At 65.0% G+C, this 14,127-nt stretch carries 16 protein-coding genes; 2 read left to right on the plus strand and 14 right to left on the minus strand.

Annotated elements, in window-relative coordinates:
* Positions 1-34: 34 nt before the first annotated feature.
* The 5 genes from HV766_RS17220 to HV766_RS17240 form a co-directional block, all read right to left on the minus strand.
* A complete protein-coding gene (locus tag HV766_RS17220) occupies positions 35-1,807 on the minus strand; it encodes a branched-chain amino acid ABC transporter ATP-binding protein/permease (RefSeq protein ID WP_175181589.1) in 1,773 nt (590 codons plus the stop codon).
* Positions 1,804-2,727, minus strand: a complete 924-nt coding sequence (locus HV766_RS17225) for a branched-chain amino acid ABC transporter permease (protein WP_175181590.1) — start codon at positions 2,725-2,727, stop codon at positions 1,804-1,806. The genes HV766_RS17220 and HV766_RS17225 overlap by 4 nt, the downstream gene beginning before the upstream one ends.
* Before the next feature lie 32 nt (positions 2,728-2,759).
* On the minus strand, positions 2,760-3,947 hold the full coding sequence (locus HV766_RS17230; RefSeq protein ID WP_119449743.1) for an ABC transporter substrate-binding protein: 1,188 nt from the start codon (positions 3,945-3,947) through the stop codon (positions 2,760-2,762).
* A gap of 76 nt (positions 3,948-4,023) precedes the next feature.
* A complete protein-coding gene (locus HV766_RS17235) occupies positions 4,024-4,791 on the minus strand; it encodes an SDR family NAD(P)-dependent oxidoreductase (RefSeq protein ID WP_054457250.1) in 768 nt (255 codons plus the stop codon).
* The gene (locus tag HV766_RS17240) at positions 4,788-6,536 is read right to left on the minus strand and encodes an FAD-dependent oxidoreductase (protein ID WP_119449744.1); all 1,749 of its coding nucleotides are present in this window, start codon (positions 6,534-6,536) and stop codon (positions 4,788-4,790) included. The genes HV766_RS17235 and HV766_RS17240 overlap by 4 nt, the downstream gene beginning before the upstream one ends.
* Before the next feature lie 153 nt (positions 6,537-6,689).
* On the opposite strand from HV766_RS17240, the gene HV766_RS17245 reads away from it, so the two are divergent.
* Positions 6,690-7,538 carry an IclR family transcriptional regulator gene (locus tag HV766_RS17245; protein WP_082401217.1) on the plus strand — a complete coding sequence of 283 codons (849 nt, stop codon included), beginning with the start codon at positions 6,690-6,692 and terminating at the stop codon, positions 7,536-7,538.
* A 108-nt stretch (positions 7,539-7,646) separates the two neighbouring features.
* Here HV766_RS17245 and dsbD read toward each other — a convergent pair whose 3' ends face one another.
* Together dsbD and cutA are read right to left on the minus strand one after the other, a co-directional pair.
* Positions 7,647-9,536: a protein-disulfide reductase DsbD gene (gene dsbD, locus HV766_RS17250; RefSeq protein WP_175181591.1), complete on the minus strand. Its 1,890-nt coding sequence runs from the start codon at positions 9,534-9,536 to the stop codon at positions 7,647-7,649.
* Complete coding sequence (cutA, locus tag HV766_RS17255) at positions 9,536-9,883, minus strand: divalent-cation tolerance protein CutA (protein WP_054457254.1); 348 nt, start codon at positions 9,881-9,883, stop codon at positions 9,536-9,538. Before cutA ends, dsbD begins: the two co-directional genes overlap by 1 nt.
* Before the next feature lie 122 nt (positions 9,884-10,005).
* On the opposite strand from cutA, the gene HV766_RS17260 reads away from it, so the two are divergent.
* The gene (locus tag HV766_RS17260; RefSeq protein ID WP_054457256.1) at positions 10,006-10,443 is read left to right on the plus strand and encodes an HIT family protein; all 438 of its coding nucleotides are present in this window, start codon (positions 10,006-10,008) and stop codon (positions 10,441-10,443) included.
* A 72-nt stretch (positions 10,444-10,515) separates the two neighbouring features.
* On the opposite strand, the gene rplQ is transcribed toward HV766_RS17260, so the two are convergent.
* The 7 genes from rplQ to infA all read right to left on the minus strand — a co-directional run bounded on the left by rplQ (position 10,516) and on the right by infA (position 14,122).
* On the minus strand, positions 10,516-10,908 hold the full coding sequence (gene rplQ, locus HV766_RS17265; protein ID WP_006389635.1) for a 50S ribosomal protein L17: 393 nt from the start codon (positions 10,906-10,908) through the stop codon (positions 10,516-10,518).
* A gap of 184 nt (positions 10,909-11,092) precedes the next feature.
* Positions 11,093-12,079 (minus strand): DNA-directed RNA polymerase subunit alpha, encoded by a 987-nt coding sequence (locus HV766_RS17270; RefSeq protein WP_006216514.1) that lies wholly within the window; start codon positions 12,077-12,079, stop codon positions 11,093-11,095.
* A 215-nt stretch (positions 12,080-12,294) separates the two neighbouring features.
* Positions 12,295-12,918 (minus strand): 30S ribosomal protein S4, encoded by a 624-nt coding sequence (rpsD, locus tag HV766_RS17275; protein WP_054457258.1) that lies wholly within the window; start codon positions 12,916-12,918, stop codon positions 12,295-12,297.
* An 11-nt stretch (positions 12,919-12,929) separates the two neighbouring features.
* Positions 12,930-13,331, minus strand: a complete 402-nt coding sequence (gene rpsK, locus HV766_RS17280; protein WP_006216516.1) for a 30S ribosomal protein S11 — start codon at positions 13,329-13,331, stop codon at positions 12,930-12,932.
* 15 nt (positions 13,332-13,346) lie between these two features.
* Complete coding sequence (gene rpsM / locus HV766_RS17285; RefSeq protein WP_008168996.1) at positions 13,347-13,712, minus strand: 30S ribosomal protein S13; 366 nt, start codon at positions 13,710-13,712, stop codon at positions 13,347-13,349.
* A 43-nt stretch (positions 13,713-13,755) separates the two neighbouring features.
* Complete coding sequence (rpmJ, locus tag HV766_RS17290) at positions 13,756-13,869, minus strand: 50S ribosomal protein L36 (RefSeq protein ID WP_003806928.1); 114 nt, start codon at positions 13,867-13,869, stop codon at positions 13,756-13,758.
* Positions 13,870-13,903: 34 nt separating this feature from the next.
* A complete protein-coding gene (infA, locus tag HV766_RS17295; RefSeq protein WP_003806927.1) occupies positions 13,904-14,122 on the minus strand; it encodes a translation initiation factor IF-1 in 219 nt (72 codons plus the stop codon).
* Positions 14,123-14,127 lie beyond the last annotated feature (5 nt).

Genomic DNA, 14,127 nt, shown 5'->3' on the forward strand with positions numbered 1-14,127 from the left:
TCTTACGGCCTGTTCCTACGCCTATGGCCTGGCCTCAGGCCATGCCGGTTCCCAGATACGCCTCGATCACGCGCTTGTCCGCCTGCACCTGGGCGGGCTTGCCCTCGGCGATCTTGATGCCGTAGTCCAGCACGATCACGTGATCGGAAATCGCCATCACCAGATCCATATGGTGCTCGACCATCAACAGCGTGATGCCGCAGGACTCGCCGATGCGCATCAGCAGCTCGCCCAGTTCCGCGGTCTCCTGCGGGTTCAACCCGGCCGCCGGCTCGTCCAGCAGCAGCAAGGTCGGTTCGGTGGCCAATGCGCGCGCCAGTTCCACCCTGCGCTGCAGGCCATACGGCAGGCTGCCCGCCGGCGTATCGGCCAGATGCTCCAGGCCCACCATGCGCACCAGGCGATAGGCGTGCTCGCGCGCGCGGCGCTCCTCGGCCCGCGCACGCGGCAGTCCCAGCAGCGAAGCCCAGAAGCCGTTCTTCATGCGGCTGTGGCGGCCCAGCAATACGTTATCCAGCACCGACAGCTCGCCGAACAGGCGCAGGTTCTGGAAGCTGCGGCCGATGCCCAGCTTGCAGATCACATGCGGCCGCTCGCCCGCGATATCCGTGCCCTGGAAGCGGACCACGCCCGCATCCGGCAGCACCACGCCGCTGAGCATGTTGATGAGGGTGCTTTTGCCCGCGCCGTTCGGTCCGATCAGCGCATGCACGTGGCCGCGCCGCAGGCAGAAGGAAATGTCCTGCGCCGGCTTCACGCCGCCATAGGCCTTGGAGAGGCTCTCGACCACCAGCAGCAGGTCTTCTTGCGCCCCAACGGCCTGCTTGGCCGCGGGCGGGGCCGCCGCCTCGCCCGCGCCTTGCGGCCGCGCATCCGCGACCCGCCGCTCGCGGCGCGAGAACAGTCCCATCACCCCGCCTGGCATGAAGTACAGCGCGAACAGCAGCAATGCGCCGTAGAAGAAATGCTGCACCGAGGGCCAGCGCGCCAGCATCGCGTCGATGATGGTCAGCGCAATCGCGCCCACGGCCGGCCCCGCCTTCGAGCCCGCACCGCCGAACAGCACCAGCAGCAGGATGAAGATCGACAGGTTGAAGCCGATGAAGTCCGAGTTGATGTACTGGTTCTGCTGCGCCACCAGCGCGCCCGCAATGCCGCAGGTCACGGCCGCCACCACGAAGGCGATGACCTTGGCGCGATACACGCGCACCCCGACGGAAGACGAGGCGATCTCGTCGGCCTGCACCGACAGCAGCGCGCGCCCGAAGCGCCCGTCCAGCACGTTGCGCAGCAGGAGCTGCGTCGCCACGCACAGCACCAGCGCGAACCACACCCACTGCTGGTTGGTGAACGGGTTGCCGCCCCAGGTCAGCGGCATGATGCCGAACAGGCCCGAAGGGCCGCCAAACACGTCCACCCATTCGGTGACGATCTTCTCCATGACGATGCCGAAGGCCAGCGTCACCATGGCCAGGTAAGGCCCTTTCACGCGCAGCGACGGCAGGGCGATCAGCACGCCGAACACGCCGGCCACCACGGGCGCCGCGGCCAGGGCCAGCCATGGATCGACTTGCCAGCGCGAGGTCAGCAACGCCGCCGTGTAGGCGCCGGCTGCAAAGAGGCCCGCCTGCCCCAGCGACTTCTGTCCCGCATACCCCACCAGCACGTTCACGCCCGCCGCGCACAAGTAGTACACGCAAGCCATGAACACGATGCGCAGGTAGTAATCGTTGTCCACCAGGGCGGCGAACAAGGCTAGCGCCGCCGCGAGCGCCACGGTTATCAAGGTCTGGCCGTGCCGCTTCATACCTTCTCCGCCAGACGCTTGCCGAACAGGCCGGTGGGCTTGATCGCCAGCACCAGGATCACCAATCCGAAGATCGCCACTTCACGCCATTGCGACTGCCAGAGGTTCACGTAGGACTCCAGCAGCCCCAGCACAAAGCCGCCCAGCACGCAGCCGCGCGGATTCGACAGGCCGCCTATCATCGCGCCGGAAAAGCCCTTCAGGCCGATGGCCAGGCCCATGAATATCGAAGCCGACGTGATCGGCGCGACCAGAAAGCCCGCCAGCCCGGCCAACGCCGAACTGGCGAAGAAGGCGCCGGTCATCACCGCGTTCACATTGATGCCCATCAGGTTGGCGACCGCGGGATTGGCGGCCACGGCCCGCATCGCCTTGCCCAGCACCGTGCGGTTCATGATGCGGTCGAACAGCACCATCACCACCACCGCCACGGCGAGCAACAGCAGTTCCTGGCTGCGCACGCCCGCGCCGAACACGCGGATCACGTCGTCGCCGAAGGGCGCCGGCACCGTGACGGGCGCCGGTCCCCAGACCGCGAACGCGGCGCTCTGCAGCAGGATGCCAAAGCCGAGCGTGCTCATGACCCACGCCATGCCCGGGCGCGAAGCGAACGGCCGCACGCCGAACACGTATAGCAGCACGCCCAGCATGCCCATCACCAGCACCGCCGCAAGCCCCGCCAGCAGATACTCCCAACCGCTCAATTCCAGCCCCGTGAAGGCCGCGGTGGTGACCGGCTTGCCGGCAAACAGGAACAAGGCGCCTACCCCGATGAACGCGCCCACGGACACGAATTCCCCATGCCCGAAGTTGAGCGTGCGCGTGGTCGTGAACGTGATGCTGAAGCCCAGCGCCACCAGCGCATAAGCGCCCCCCACTGCTAGCCCGCTGACGAGCGCCTGCAACAATGTCGCCAACATGATGGCCCCTTATGCCTGTCGCTGTCCTGCTGCTACTTGGCGACGGCGACGGTCACGTCGTCGGCGTAAGGCACCAGCTTGCCGTCCTGCCAGTGCGCCCACTTGTAATCGCTTACCAGCAGCGCATCGTGCACCGTGGCCGAGAATGGCTTGGTGTAGGTCTTCATCGCGCCTTCGTAGGTGCCATCCAGGTTCTCCAGCGCCAGGCGCACCTTCTCGCCATCGGTGGAGTTCGCCTGCTTGATCGCCATGCCCAGCAGGTTCATGCCGTCATAGGCATGCGCCAGGAAGCCGAACGCGGTGGGCGAGGTCATCTTGGCCGACACGCGGTCATACAGCTTCTGCTGCGCGGCCGTGCGATTGTCGGTGATGGTGCGCAGGAAGAAGGGCTTCTCCGACAGCGTCTTGCCCGCCGTATCGTAGAAGGCGATATTGTCCGCCGCCCACGAGGTCAGCGTCAGCGGGAACCAGTTGATCTTCTCCATGCTGCGGAACACGTGCGCGATCGGCGTGCTCTGCGCCCAGATCACCACCGTATCCACGCCCGCCGCCTTCAGCTTGTTCAGCTGCGACGTCATATCGGTATCGGCCACACCGAACTTCTCGACCGCCACGGCCTTGACGCCTTGCGCCGCGCCGACTTCCTCCAGGTCCTTGAGCGCGCTCTGGCCGTAGCCGGTGGTCTCGATCATGAAGCCTACATTCTTGACCTTGGGATTCTTCTTCAGGTAGCCGATCACGCCGTCCACCTGTTCGCGGTCCACCATGCCGACGCGGAACATGTAGTTGTCCGCGCCCGCGCGCATGGGCTTGGTGATGTCGGTGCCGGAACCGATGGCGCCCATGACGGGGATCTTCTTCTGGTTCGGGATGTGCTTCCAGGCCAGTGCGTTGCCGGAATTGGTGGGACCAACGATGGCCACGACCTTCTCGTTATCGATCAGGTCCGCCATGTTCTGGATGGACTTCGGCGGCTGCGACAGGTCATCGCGCACCACCAGCACCAGCTTGCGGCCGAGCAGGCCGCCATTGGCATTGATGTCGTCAATGGCCGTGCGCAAACCCAGCACCGCGGCCTGCCCGCTTTGCGCGGACGGCGAAGCCGACAGGTCGCCGTTAAAGCCGATCTTGATGTCCTGGGCGTAGGCCTGCGCGCCCACCGCCAGCGCGCACAAGACGGCCGCCTTGGACAAGGTGGAAAAAATCCCCGTTGCTTTCATCGTTGTCTCCTGTGTTTTTCAGATGTGCTGCACGTCGATGATTCTTTTTTCTGCCTCTCGCCCGTGGAGCCTGGCGCTATACCGCGAGATAGCCGCCGTCCACCGGCAGGGACACGCCTGTCACGTACTGCGCCATCGGCGAAGCCAGGAACACGGCGGGTCCCACCAGGTCTTCGGGCTGTCCCACCCGTCCCAGCGGAATGCGCTGCATGAAGTTCGCCAGCCGGGCGGGATCGTCCCGCGTGTACTGCGTCATCGGCGTTTCGATGACGCCCGGCGCAATGGCGTTGACCCGTATGCCGTCGGGCGCGAGGTCGCGCGCCATGGCCTGCGTCATCATCTTCACGCCGCCCTTGGACGGCGAATAGCCCAGGGTGGCGCCTACCCCGGCGAACGACGCGATGGAGCCGACGTTGATGATGACGCCGCGCGTGGCGCGCAACGCCCCCAGGAAGGCGTGGATCATGTTGAAGCTGCCGTTCAGGTTCACGTCCAGCACGCGACGCCAGTTCTCGGCGGCGCGCGGGCTGTCTATGCCTTCGCGGATCAGGATGCCGGCGTTGTTGACCAGCACGTCAATCGGCCCCACTTCCAATTGCACCTGCGCCGCGACCGCCGCGCATGCCTCGGGGTCCGTCACGTCGAGCGCGTGGCTCCAGGCGTCGCCGCCGGTGTCGATGATGGCGCCTGCCGTCTGCGCGGCGTTGTCGGCCTGCACGTCGGTCGCCACCACGCGCGCGCCCGCGGCCGCCAGGCCCAGCGCCAATGCCCGTCCGTTACCCTGCCCCGCTCCCGTCACCAGAACCAGCTTGCCCTGCAGCAGTCCCGCCGGCGCGGCACTCATGCGGCCGCCTGCGCGGAAGCGTCCGCCTGCACGCGCGCTGCGGCCTTGCCGGCGGCGGCAATGCTCTGGCCCGCGATATAGCCGAAGGTCAGCGCCGGACCCAAGGTGATGCCCGCGCCCGGATAGTTGCCGCCCATGATGCTGCAGGCGTCGTTGCCCACGGCGTACAGGCCGGGTATGACCGCCCCCAGTTCGTTCAGTGCGCGGCCCTGGCCATCGACCTTCAGGCCGGCGAAAGTGCCGATGTCGCCGATCATGACCTTGATCGCGTAGTACGGCCCTTTCACGATGGGCGCCACGCAGGGATTCGGGCCATGCAGCGCATCGCCCTGATAGCGGTTGTAGGCCTTGCTGCCCTTGCCGAATTGCGGATCGCGGCCCAGCGCCGCCTCCCGGTTGTACGCTTCGACCGTCTGACGCAGGCTGCCGGCATCGATGCCGGTCTTCTGCGCCAGTTCCGCCACCGACGCGCCGCGAGTCAGATAGCCCGTGTCCAGATAGCGCTTGATGGGCAATGGGAACGGCGCCACGCTGCCCAGACCATACTTGCGCAGGGTCTTGTGGTCGCAGATCAGCCAGGCGCAGGTCTCGCCCTGCCCCTCGCATGCGCGCACCATCTCCTGCACGAAGTCGTGGTACGAACTGCCTTCGTTGGTGAAGCGACGGCCATTGCGCGTGACGGCGATGACGCCCGGCTTGGCGCGGTCGATGAAGTGCGGCATGTAGCCCGGGCTGCCGTCCTTGCGCGTCACCACGGACACCGGCACCCATGCCGCGGCATTGGGCAAGGCGGTGTTGACCTGCCCGCCCGCGCTCTCGGCCAGGCGCAGCCCGTCGCCGCTATTGCCCGTGGGCGACGGAGAGTAGTGTTCCGTGCCGTTGGGTGCGTGTGCATACAGCTGCTTGCGGCGTTCGATGTCGTACGGAAAGCCGCCGGAAGCCAGCACCACGGCGCGCGCGGCGCGCACGCGCACGGCCGCGCCATCGCGCTGCACGACCGCGCCGCGCACGGCGCCGTCTTCGATGATGAGGGACTTGGCCGGCGCGTTCAGCCACAGGGGCACGCCCAGCTTGAACGCGGAGGCCGCCAGCCGGCCCGCCAGCGCATTGCCGTTGGTCAGCGTCATGCCGCGGCCATGCCTGGCCACGTCCAGGAAATGCCGGGTCAGGCGCTTGGCCACGTACCAGGCCGAGGCCAGCGAGCGCGTGACCCGCATGAAGTGCACGATCTCCTTGCCCGAGCCCAGCATCATGCCGAACACAGTCAGCTCGGGCAGCGCGGGCGCCAGGTCCCTGACGTGGGCGCCGAGCTTGCGGCCGTCGTAGGGCCGCGCCACCATCGAGCGTCCGCCCTGCTTTCCGCCGGGCGCTTCCGCGTGATAGTCGGGGAACACCAGCGGCATGTCGAACTGCACTTCGGTGTTCGACGTGAAGAAGTCCACGGCGCGCGGCCCCTGCTCCAGAAAGGCATCCACTCGTTCAGCGTTGTAGCTGTCGCCGGCTTCGTGGCGCAGATAGGCGCGGCCTTCGTCCGGCGTTTCATGGATGCCCTGCACCTTGGCCAGCGAGGTGCCCGGTATCCACAGCCAGCCGCCGGAACGCGCGGTGGAGCCGCCGAAGCGCGGCTCTTTTTCAACGATAAGGACCTTCAGGCCTGACGTTGCCGCGGTGATTGCGGCAGCCATGCCCGACGCGCCCGACCCGACCACCAACACGTCGCAGTCGTATTGACGAGAATCTTCCACGTTGTCTCCATACCCTTGGGGCGGCTTGCTCCCGATCGCAAAACCGGGGCAGCCTTCTTATTCTTTCGACTGTAGAGAACGCATTTGATAATGTCAATATGGTTCACGATTAGCGAAAGTACTAACATAGGCAATCTCATTCGATAAAAGAAAATGGCCACCAGACCCAGCTCCGGCAAGCGCAATGCCGATCACGCTCCTGCCTCGCCGCCGCGCAGGCGCGGCATCCAGTCCATCGAAGTCGGCGGCAAGATTCTGCTGGCGCTGCTGGAACACTCGTCTTCGTTGCCGCTGGGCGCGCTGGCCAAAGCCGCCGGCATGTCGGGCGCCAATGCCCACGCCTATCTCGTCAGTTACGGCAATCTGGGCCTGGTCAGGCAAGACCCGAACACCGGCGAATACGAGTTGGGGCCGCTCGCGCTGCAGCTGGGGCTGGCGGCGCTGCACCGGCTCGATCCCATCAAGATCGCCATCCCCATGACGCGCGAGTTCGCCGAAAGAACCGGACAGACCATCGCCATCGCGGTGCTGGGCAACCTGGGGCCAGTTATCGTTCACCTCCACGAATCCAACTACCCCATCCACGTCAACATGCGCACCGGCACGGTCATGTCGCTGACCAACACGGCGACGGGCAAGGTGTTCGCAGCGCTGCTGCCGCCCAAAAAAATAGAAAGCCTGCTGCACGAAGACCATCTGCGCCTGGGCGCCGTGCCTTCTTTGGGCAAGACAGAAAAGTTCGAACGGACCCTGCGCGAAGTCCGCCAGCGCGGCGTCGCGCGCGCCATGGGCGACCCCATCCCCGGCATCAACGGCCTGAGCGCCCCCGTGTTCGACTCCAACGGCAACGTGGTGCTGGTGATCACAGCCATCGGCGCAGCCGGCGTGTTCGACGTGCGCTGGACCAGTCCGTTGATCGATGACATCAAGCGCTGCGCCGACGCCATCTCAGCTGAACTGGGCTGGCAGAACCACGACGTGCGCGCGACGCGCCAGGGCTAGCGTCCGCAGAACAGAAAGGCCACGCGGCAAAAAAAGGCCGCTGCACGGTCGGTTCCACGCAGCGGCCTTTTGTATGGCGGATCACGCTTGCGGCAAAGCCGCGCGCGTTCAGCGCAGCAGGACCTTGTCCAGCGATTCAGTAAAGCGCTTGGCGTCCTGGAAGCCCACCACGCGCGCCTCGGGCAGCTCCTTGCCACCCGGTTCGAAGAACATGATGCCCGGCGGGCCGAAAAGGCGGAAGCGCTTGAGCAACGCGCGGTCATCGGCGTTGTTCGCGGTCACGTCGGCCTGCACCAGCAGCATGCCCGACATGCGCTGCGCAACGCCCGGATCGGTAAAGGTGAAGCGCTCCATCTCGCGGCACGACACGCACCAATCGGCGTAGAAATCCAGCATCACCGGCTGACGGCTTTGCGCCAGCAAGGCGTCCAGTTCCGCGTTGTTGCGCACGCGGGTGAAGTGCACCTCGCCGCTGCTGGCCGCCGCGCCCACGGGCGCATCGCCGCGCGCCGCCAGGTGCGACAACGGCTGCAGCACGTCGCGTCCGCCACTGGCTGCGCCGATCAGCCAGGCCGCGGCCGCCAGCGCCAGCAACAGGCCCACACCCTTGCCGAACATGCGCGCAGCGCCCGCGCCATCGGGCAAGGCATCGAACGCCCGCAGCATCACGGCGGCAACCACGGCCAGGAAAGCCCAGCCCGTCATCTGCACCCAGGTCGGCACTACCGGGATCAGCATCCACCAGGCGGTCGCCAGCAAGAGCATGCCGAACAAGCGCTTCACGCCGTCCATCCAGGGACCGGCCTTGGGCAGCAAGGCGCCCGATGAAGCCCCCACGATCAAGAGCGGCACGCCCATGCCCCAGGCCATTGCGAAGAGCGCCGATCCGCCCAGCACCACGTCCCCGGTCTGCGAGATATACAACAGCGCGCCCGCCAACGGCGCGGCCACGCAGGGGCCGACGATCAGCGCCGACAAGGCGCCCATCACCAAGGCGCCGGTGTAGCGCCCGCCCGGAATGCGCGCCGAGCGCTGCGACAGCCAGCCCTGGATGCCGGCAGGCATCTGGAACGTGAAGGCATCGAACATGGCCAGCGCCAACACAGCCAGCAGGATGGCGAACAGGGTCAGGATCCAAGGCGTCTGCAGCCAGGCGGTGAGTCCGGCCCCGCTCAATCCGGCCGCCACGCCCAGCGCGGTGTAGACGACGGACATGCCCAGCACATAGGTCGCGGCCAGAGCCAGGCCGCGGCCGCGCGACGGCTTGGCCTGCGCGGCCCCGCCGAGCACGATGGAGGACAGGATGGGAATCATGGGCAACACGCAGGGCGTGAATGCCAGCAACAGGCCCAGCACCAGGAACACGCCGGCGGTCTTTACCCAGCCCAGGCCGCCCAGGGCGTCGGCCAGGCCGGTGTCGCCCGCGTTGACCAGCGCGCCGAGCCCGCTGGATGCGCCAGACGCGGCGGCCGGGATTCCTCCCGGTCCGGCCAGTGCATAGCCACCTGCCACCGGCGTGAGTTTCACGCTGCTGTCCATGGGCGGGTAGCACAGCCCCGCATCGGCGCAGCCTTGCGCGGTCAGGGTCAGGGTGAAGGGCTGTCCGCCCGCAGCCACCGGCACGCGGATCACCACGTCCTGGTGGAAGACCTCCATGTCCTTCTCGAAGGTCGGGTCGTACTTGACCTCGCCCTTGGGATAGACGGCTTCGCCCAGCTTGGCGGCGCCGATGGGACTGATGGTGATGCCGAAGCGCTCGCGGTACATGTAGTAGCCGGGCGCGACGCGGTAGCGCAGTTCCAGCGTTTCAGGCGCCACCATCTCGGCGCTGAACACGAAGGCCTTCTCGGGCTCCAGGAACTCGGCCTCGGCGCGCGCGGCAGCCTGCCAGCCCAGCAACAGCAGCATCATGGCCAACAAGGCCAGCCACTGCCTGAAGAAGGCGCGCGGCGCGCGGGACTCGCGCCGGAGCGCGCCGATACCGACTAGTTGCAACATCAGTCTCTCTTGTTCTGCGTGACGGCCGTCTGTTCACGCACCCAATCCAGATAGGGCGCCGCGCCGCCAATGACAGGCAGCACGATGATCTCGGGCACATCGTAGGGATGCATCTGCGCCAGGGCCTGCACTACGGCCTGGTGGCGCGCGTATGTGGTCTTGATGTGGATGGGGATTTCTTCCGCCCCTTCGACCTCTCCTTTCCACATGTAGATGGACAGGCCCGGCGCGCCAAGGTTCACGCAGGCGGCCAATCCGTCTTCGACCAGGACATGCGCAATCCGCTTGGCCAGCAGCAGGTCGGGCGCATTGCTGATGACCAGCACAACGTCGTCATCTCGCAACATGGAGGCTCCTCGGGATACCCGTATGGGACGTAACTCGGGGTATTTTATCGGTATTGCGGCCATCGTCCGGATCCGCCGGGCCTGAACGCGCCGCCATGCCACCCGCACCCACCGAGGCACGCATGTCCGATAACTGCCTGTTCTGCCGCATCGCCCGTCACGAAATCCCCGCGCACGTGGTCCACGAGGATGAACGCCTGCTGGCCTTTCTCGATATCCACCCGGTGCGCCCCGGGCACGTGCTCATCATCCCCAAGCAGCACTATCCCTATTACGAGGATATGCCGGCCGACCTGGCAGGCAGCATCCTCAACCTGGGCCAGAAGCTCGGACGCCACATGAAGCGCCTGTATGACGTGGAACGCGTGGGCTTCGCCTTCACCGGCATCCACGTGGCGCATGCGCACGCCCACGTCATCCCCATGCACCACCCGCAGGACGTCACGTCCACCCAATACATCGAGCAGCAGGACCTGACCTTCAAGATGCCGCCGCAGCCCGCAACCGAGGCGCTGGCCGCAACGGCGGCGCAACTGCGCAGCGAGCTGCACGCCTCGTAGCGCGCGGCGGCCGCACAAAAAAACAAGGGCGGGTCCGAAGACCCGCCCTTGTCGCTTATCGAGCTACCGAAATTATTCGGCGCTGTCCTCAGCGGCTTCATCGACTTCCGGACGGTCAACCAGTTCCATGAAAGCCATGGGAGCGTTGTCGCCTTGACGGAAGCCCATCTTCAGCACGCGGGTGTAGCCGCCGTTACGGGCCGCGTAGCGCGGGCCGATTTCGGCGAACAGCTTCACCACCGCATCGCGATCGCGCAGACGGGCAAAAGCCAGACGCTTGTTCGCGAGCGTGGGCTCCTTGCCCAGCGTGATCAGGGGTTCGATGACGCGGCGCAATTCTTTCGCCTTCGGCAGCGTGGTCTTGATGGCTTCGTGGGTGATCAACGAAACGGCCATGTTGCGGAACATGGCAAGACGGTGACTGCTGGTGCGGTTGAGCTTACGCAAGCCATTACCGTGACGCATGATAAGTTTCCTTTGAATCTAAAGATGGCGTCAGCCATCGGGTTGCCGGCTCTTCTATCAACCTGCAATCAGGCCGCGGTCCGGTAGAAAACGGTGCATTTTACGACGGTTTCGCAAACTGGCCGGCGCGAGGCCGGCTGCCTGCGGGAACCGCCCCTTTCCAGAGGCGGCACCCTTTCAAGACTTAGGGACGCTCCAGGCCCAGGGGGGGCCAGTTTTCGAGCTTCATGCCCAGCGTCAGGCCGCGTGCGGCCAGGACTTCCTTGATCTCGTTGAGCGACTTGCGACCCAGGTTCGGGGTCTTGAGCAGCTCGTTTTCGGTACGCTGGATCAGGTCGCCGATGTAGTAGATGTTTTCGGCCTTCAGGCAGTTGGCCGAACGCACGGTCAGTTCCAGGTCGTCGACCGGGCGCAGCAGCACCGGATCGATCTGCGGCGTGCCGCGGACCGGGGCTTCGTACGAATCGCCAGCGCCTTCCAGGGCGGCGAAGACCGAGATCTGGTCCATCAGGATGCGAGCCGACTGGCGCACCGCTTCCTCGGGCGAGATGACGCCGTTGGTTTCGATGTCCAGGACCAGCTTGTCCAGGTCGGTACGCTGTTCCACACGGGCGCTTTCAACCGCGTAGCTCACGCGGCGGACCGGACTGAACGAAGCGTCCAGAACGATGCGGCCGATGGTGTGGGTGCGGTCTTCCGACAGCGCGCGCACGTTGCCCGGCACGTAGCCGCGGCCCTTTTCAACCTTGATCTGCATTTCCAGCTTGCCTGCATCCGTCAGGTTGCAGATGGCATGGCCGGGGTTGATGATCTCGACGTCGTGCGGCAGCTCGATGTCGCTGGCCAGCACGGTGCCCGCGCCGGTCTTGCGCAGAACCAGGGTCACTTCGTCGCGATTGTGCAGCTTGAAGACCACGCCCTTCAGGTTCAGCAGGATGTCGACGACATCTTCGCGAACGCCCGGGATGGTCGAGTATTCGTGCACCACGCCCGTCATCTGGACTTCGGTCGGCGCGTAGCCGGTCATCGAAGACAGCAGGATGCGGCGCAGGGCGTTGCCCAGCGTGTGACCGTAGCCACGCTCGAACGGCTCCATCACGATCTTGGCATGGTGCGTGCCGACCGGTTCGACTTCAATGGAGCGCGGCTTCAGGAAACCTTGAGTGGACATTTACTGTGTTCCTTTTCAATACCCTCGGCTCGTTACACCGATAAGGCTGATGGACAGGGTGAAACTTGAAATGCGGACGGCGCGAAAAACACCGGCCAATACTTACCGCAAAGCCCGCTCCGCCTGAAGGCGGAAAGCGGGCTGCTGCGGGACGTGCAAACGGGTCGCGAGACCAGCTCGCCGGCGCATTGCGAAGGTAGCGCCGGCAGGCCTGATTAACGCGAGTACAGTTCGACGACCATCGATTCGTTGATGTCGCGAGCGACGTCAGCGCGATCGGGGGCCGACTTGAACGTACCGGTCAACTTGGTCGTATCGACTTCCACCCACTGGGGGATGCCGATGCTGGTGGCCAGGTCGAGCGATTCCTTGATGCGGCCTTGCTTCTTGGCCTTTTCGCGGACCGACACGACGTCGCCAGCCTTGACCAGCATCGAAGCGATGTCAGCCGTGTGGCCGTTCAGTTCGATGGCGCGGTGGCTCACCAGCTGGCGAGCTTCGGCGCGGGTCGAGCCGAAGCCCATGCGGTAGACGACGTTGTCCAGGCGCGATTCCAGCAGCTGGATCAGCGTTTCGCCGGTGTTGCCACGGCGACGCTCGGCTTCAGCGAAGTACTTGCGGAATTGCTTTTCCAGCACGCCGTACATGCGCTTGAGCTTTTGCTTTTCGCGCAGCTGCAGACCGTAGTCGGAAGTGCGGGCACCCGAAGTGCGGCCGTGTTGGCCAGGCTTGGAATCCAGCTTGCACTTGGAATCCAGCGAGCGGCGGGCGCTCTTCAGGAACAGATCAGTACCCTCGCGACGCGAGAGCTTGCATTTGGGTCCAGTATAACGAGCCATGTGGATTCCCTTTAGATACGACGACGCTTCGGCGGACGGCAGCCGTTGTGCGGAACGGGCGTGATGTCGGCGATGGACGAAATCTTGATGCCCAGCGCGTTCAGAGCGCGGACCGACGATTCGCGGCCAGGGCCGGGGCCCTTGATGCGCACTTCCAGCGTCTTGATGCCGTACTCCAGCGCAACGCGGCCAGCCGTTTCAGCAGCGACCTGCGCGGCGAACGGGGTCGACTTGCGCGAACCCTTGAAGCCAGCACCGCCCGACGTGGCCCACGACAGCGCGTTGCCCTGACGATCGGTGATGGTGATGATGGTGTTGTTGAACGACGCGTGAACGTGCGCGATGCCGTCCGAGACGTTCTTCTTGACCTTTTTGCGCACGCGCGAAGCGCCGCTGGTGGAAGCTTTCGCCATAATCCAGTTCCTCGATTATTTCTTCAGGGACGCAGCAGCACGACGCGGGCCCTTACGGGTGCGGGCGTTGGTGCGAGTGCGCTGGCCGCGCACGGGCAAACCGCGCTTGTGACGCATGCCGCGGTAGGTTCCCAGGTCGATCAAACGCTTGATCGAGAGCTGTACTTCACGACGCAGGTCGCCTTCAACCGTGAACAAACCAACATGTTCGCGGACGCGTTCCAATTCAGCGTCGCTCAGATCCTTGACCTTTTTGTCAAAGGGTACGTTTGCCGCTTCGCAAATCTTGCGAGCGCGCGTACGACCGATGCCAAAAATGGCGGTCAGGCCGATCTCGGCGTGCTGTTGCGGCGGAATGTTAATGCCAGCAATACGGGCCATGACTGTTCCTTGAATAAATCCGTTGCGTAGTCGCTAACCCGAGTTAGCCTTGACGCTGCTTGTGACGCGGGTCGGTGCAGATAACGCGCACCACGCCGTGACGTTTGATAACTTTGCAGTTGCGGCAGATCCGCTTAACCGATGCCATTACTTTCATGGTTGACTCCTAATTTTCCGTAATCCGGTTCCGCTCATTTGGAGCGGAAAACTATCCTGGCTCGCGTCAGGTCATAGGGCGTGAGCTCCACTGTGACCTTGTCACCCGGCAGGATCCGGATGTAATGCATACGCATCTTGCCGGAAATATGGCCCAACACCACGTGGCCGTTTTCGAGCTTGACGCGAAATGTCGCGTTCGGGAGGTTCTCAAGAACCTCACCTTGCATCTGAATGACGTCGTCCTTGGACATTCTTT

This window comes from Achromobacter aegrifaciens, assembly GCF_902859735.1.
GTDB classification, from domain to species: Bacteria; Pseudomonadota; Gammaproteobacteria; order Burkholderiales; family Burkholderiaceae_B; genus Achromobacter; species Achromobacter aegrifaciens.

Bases quoted from the DNA above. Each gene is read 5' to 3' on its own strand.
- HV766_RS17220 (WP_175181589.1), bottom strand. From the start codon at position 1,807: ATGAAGCGGCACGGCCAGACCTTGATAACCGTGGCGCTCGCGGCGGCG.
- HV766_RS17225 (WP_175181590.1), bottom strand. From the start codon at position 2,727: ATGTTGGCGACATTGTTGCAGGCGCTCGTCAGCGGGCTAGCAGTGGGG.
- HV766_RS17230 (WP_119449743.1), bottom strand. From the start codon at position 3,947: ATGAAAGCAACGGGGATTTTTTCCACCTTGTCCAAGGCGGCCGTCTTG.
- HV766_RS17235 (WP_054457250.1), bottom strand. From the start codon at position 4,791: ATGAGTGCCGCGCCGGCGGGACTGCTGCAGGGCAAGCTGGTTCTGGTG.
- HV766_RS17245 (WP_082401217.1), top strand. From the start codon at position 6,690: ATGGCCACCAGACCCAGCTCCGGCAAGCGCAATGCCGATCACGCTCCT.
- dsbD (WP_175181591.1), bottom strand. From the start codon at position 9,536: ATGTTGCAACTAGTCGGTATCGGCGCGCTCCGGCGCGAGTCCCGCGCG.
- cutA (WP_054457254.1), bottom strand. From the start codon at position 9,883: ATGTTGCGAGATGACGACGTTGTGCTGGTCATCAGCAATGCGCCCGAC.
- HV766_RS17260 (WP_054457256.1), top strand. From the start codon at position 10,006: ATGTCCGATAACTGCCTGTTCTGCCGCATCGCCCGTCACGAAATCCCC.
- rplQ (WP_006389635.1), bottom strand. From the start codon at position 10,908: ATGCGTCACGGTAATGGCTTGCGTAAGCTCAACCGCACCAGCAGTCAC.
- HV766_RS17270 (WP_006216514.1), bottom strand. From the start codon at position 12,079: ATGTCCACTCAAGGTTTCCTGAAGCCGCGCTCCATTGAAGTCGAACCG.
- rpsD (WP_054457258.1), bottom strand. From the start codon at position 12,918: ATGGCTCGTTATACTGGACCCAAATGCAAGCTCTCGCGTCGCGAGGGT.
- rpsK (WP_006216516.1), bottom strand. From the start codon at position 13,331: ATGGCGAAAGCTTCCACCAGCGGCGCTTCGCGCGTGCGCAAAAAGGTC.
- rpsM (WP_008168996.1), bottom strand. From the start codon at position 13,712: ATGGCCCGTATTGCTGGCATTAACATTCCGCCGCAACAGCACGCCGAG.
- rpmJ (WP_003806928.1), bottom strand. From the start codon at position 13,869: ATGAAAGTAATGGCATCGGTTAAGCGGATCTGCCGCAACTGCAAAGTT.
- infA (WP_003806927.1), bottom strand. From the start codon at position 14,122: ATGTCCAAGGACGACGTCATTCAGATGCAAGGTGAGGTTCTTGAGAAC.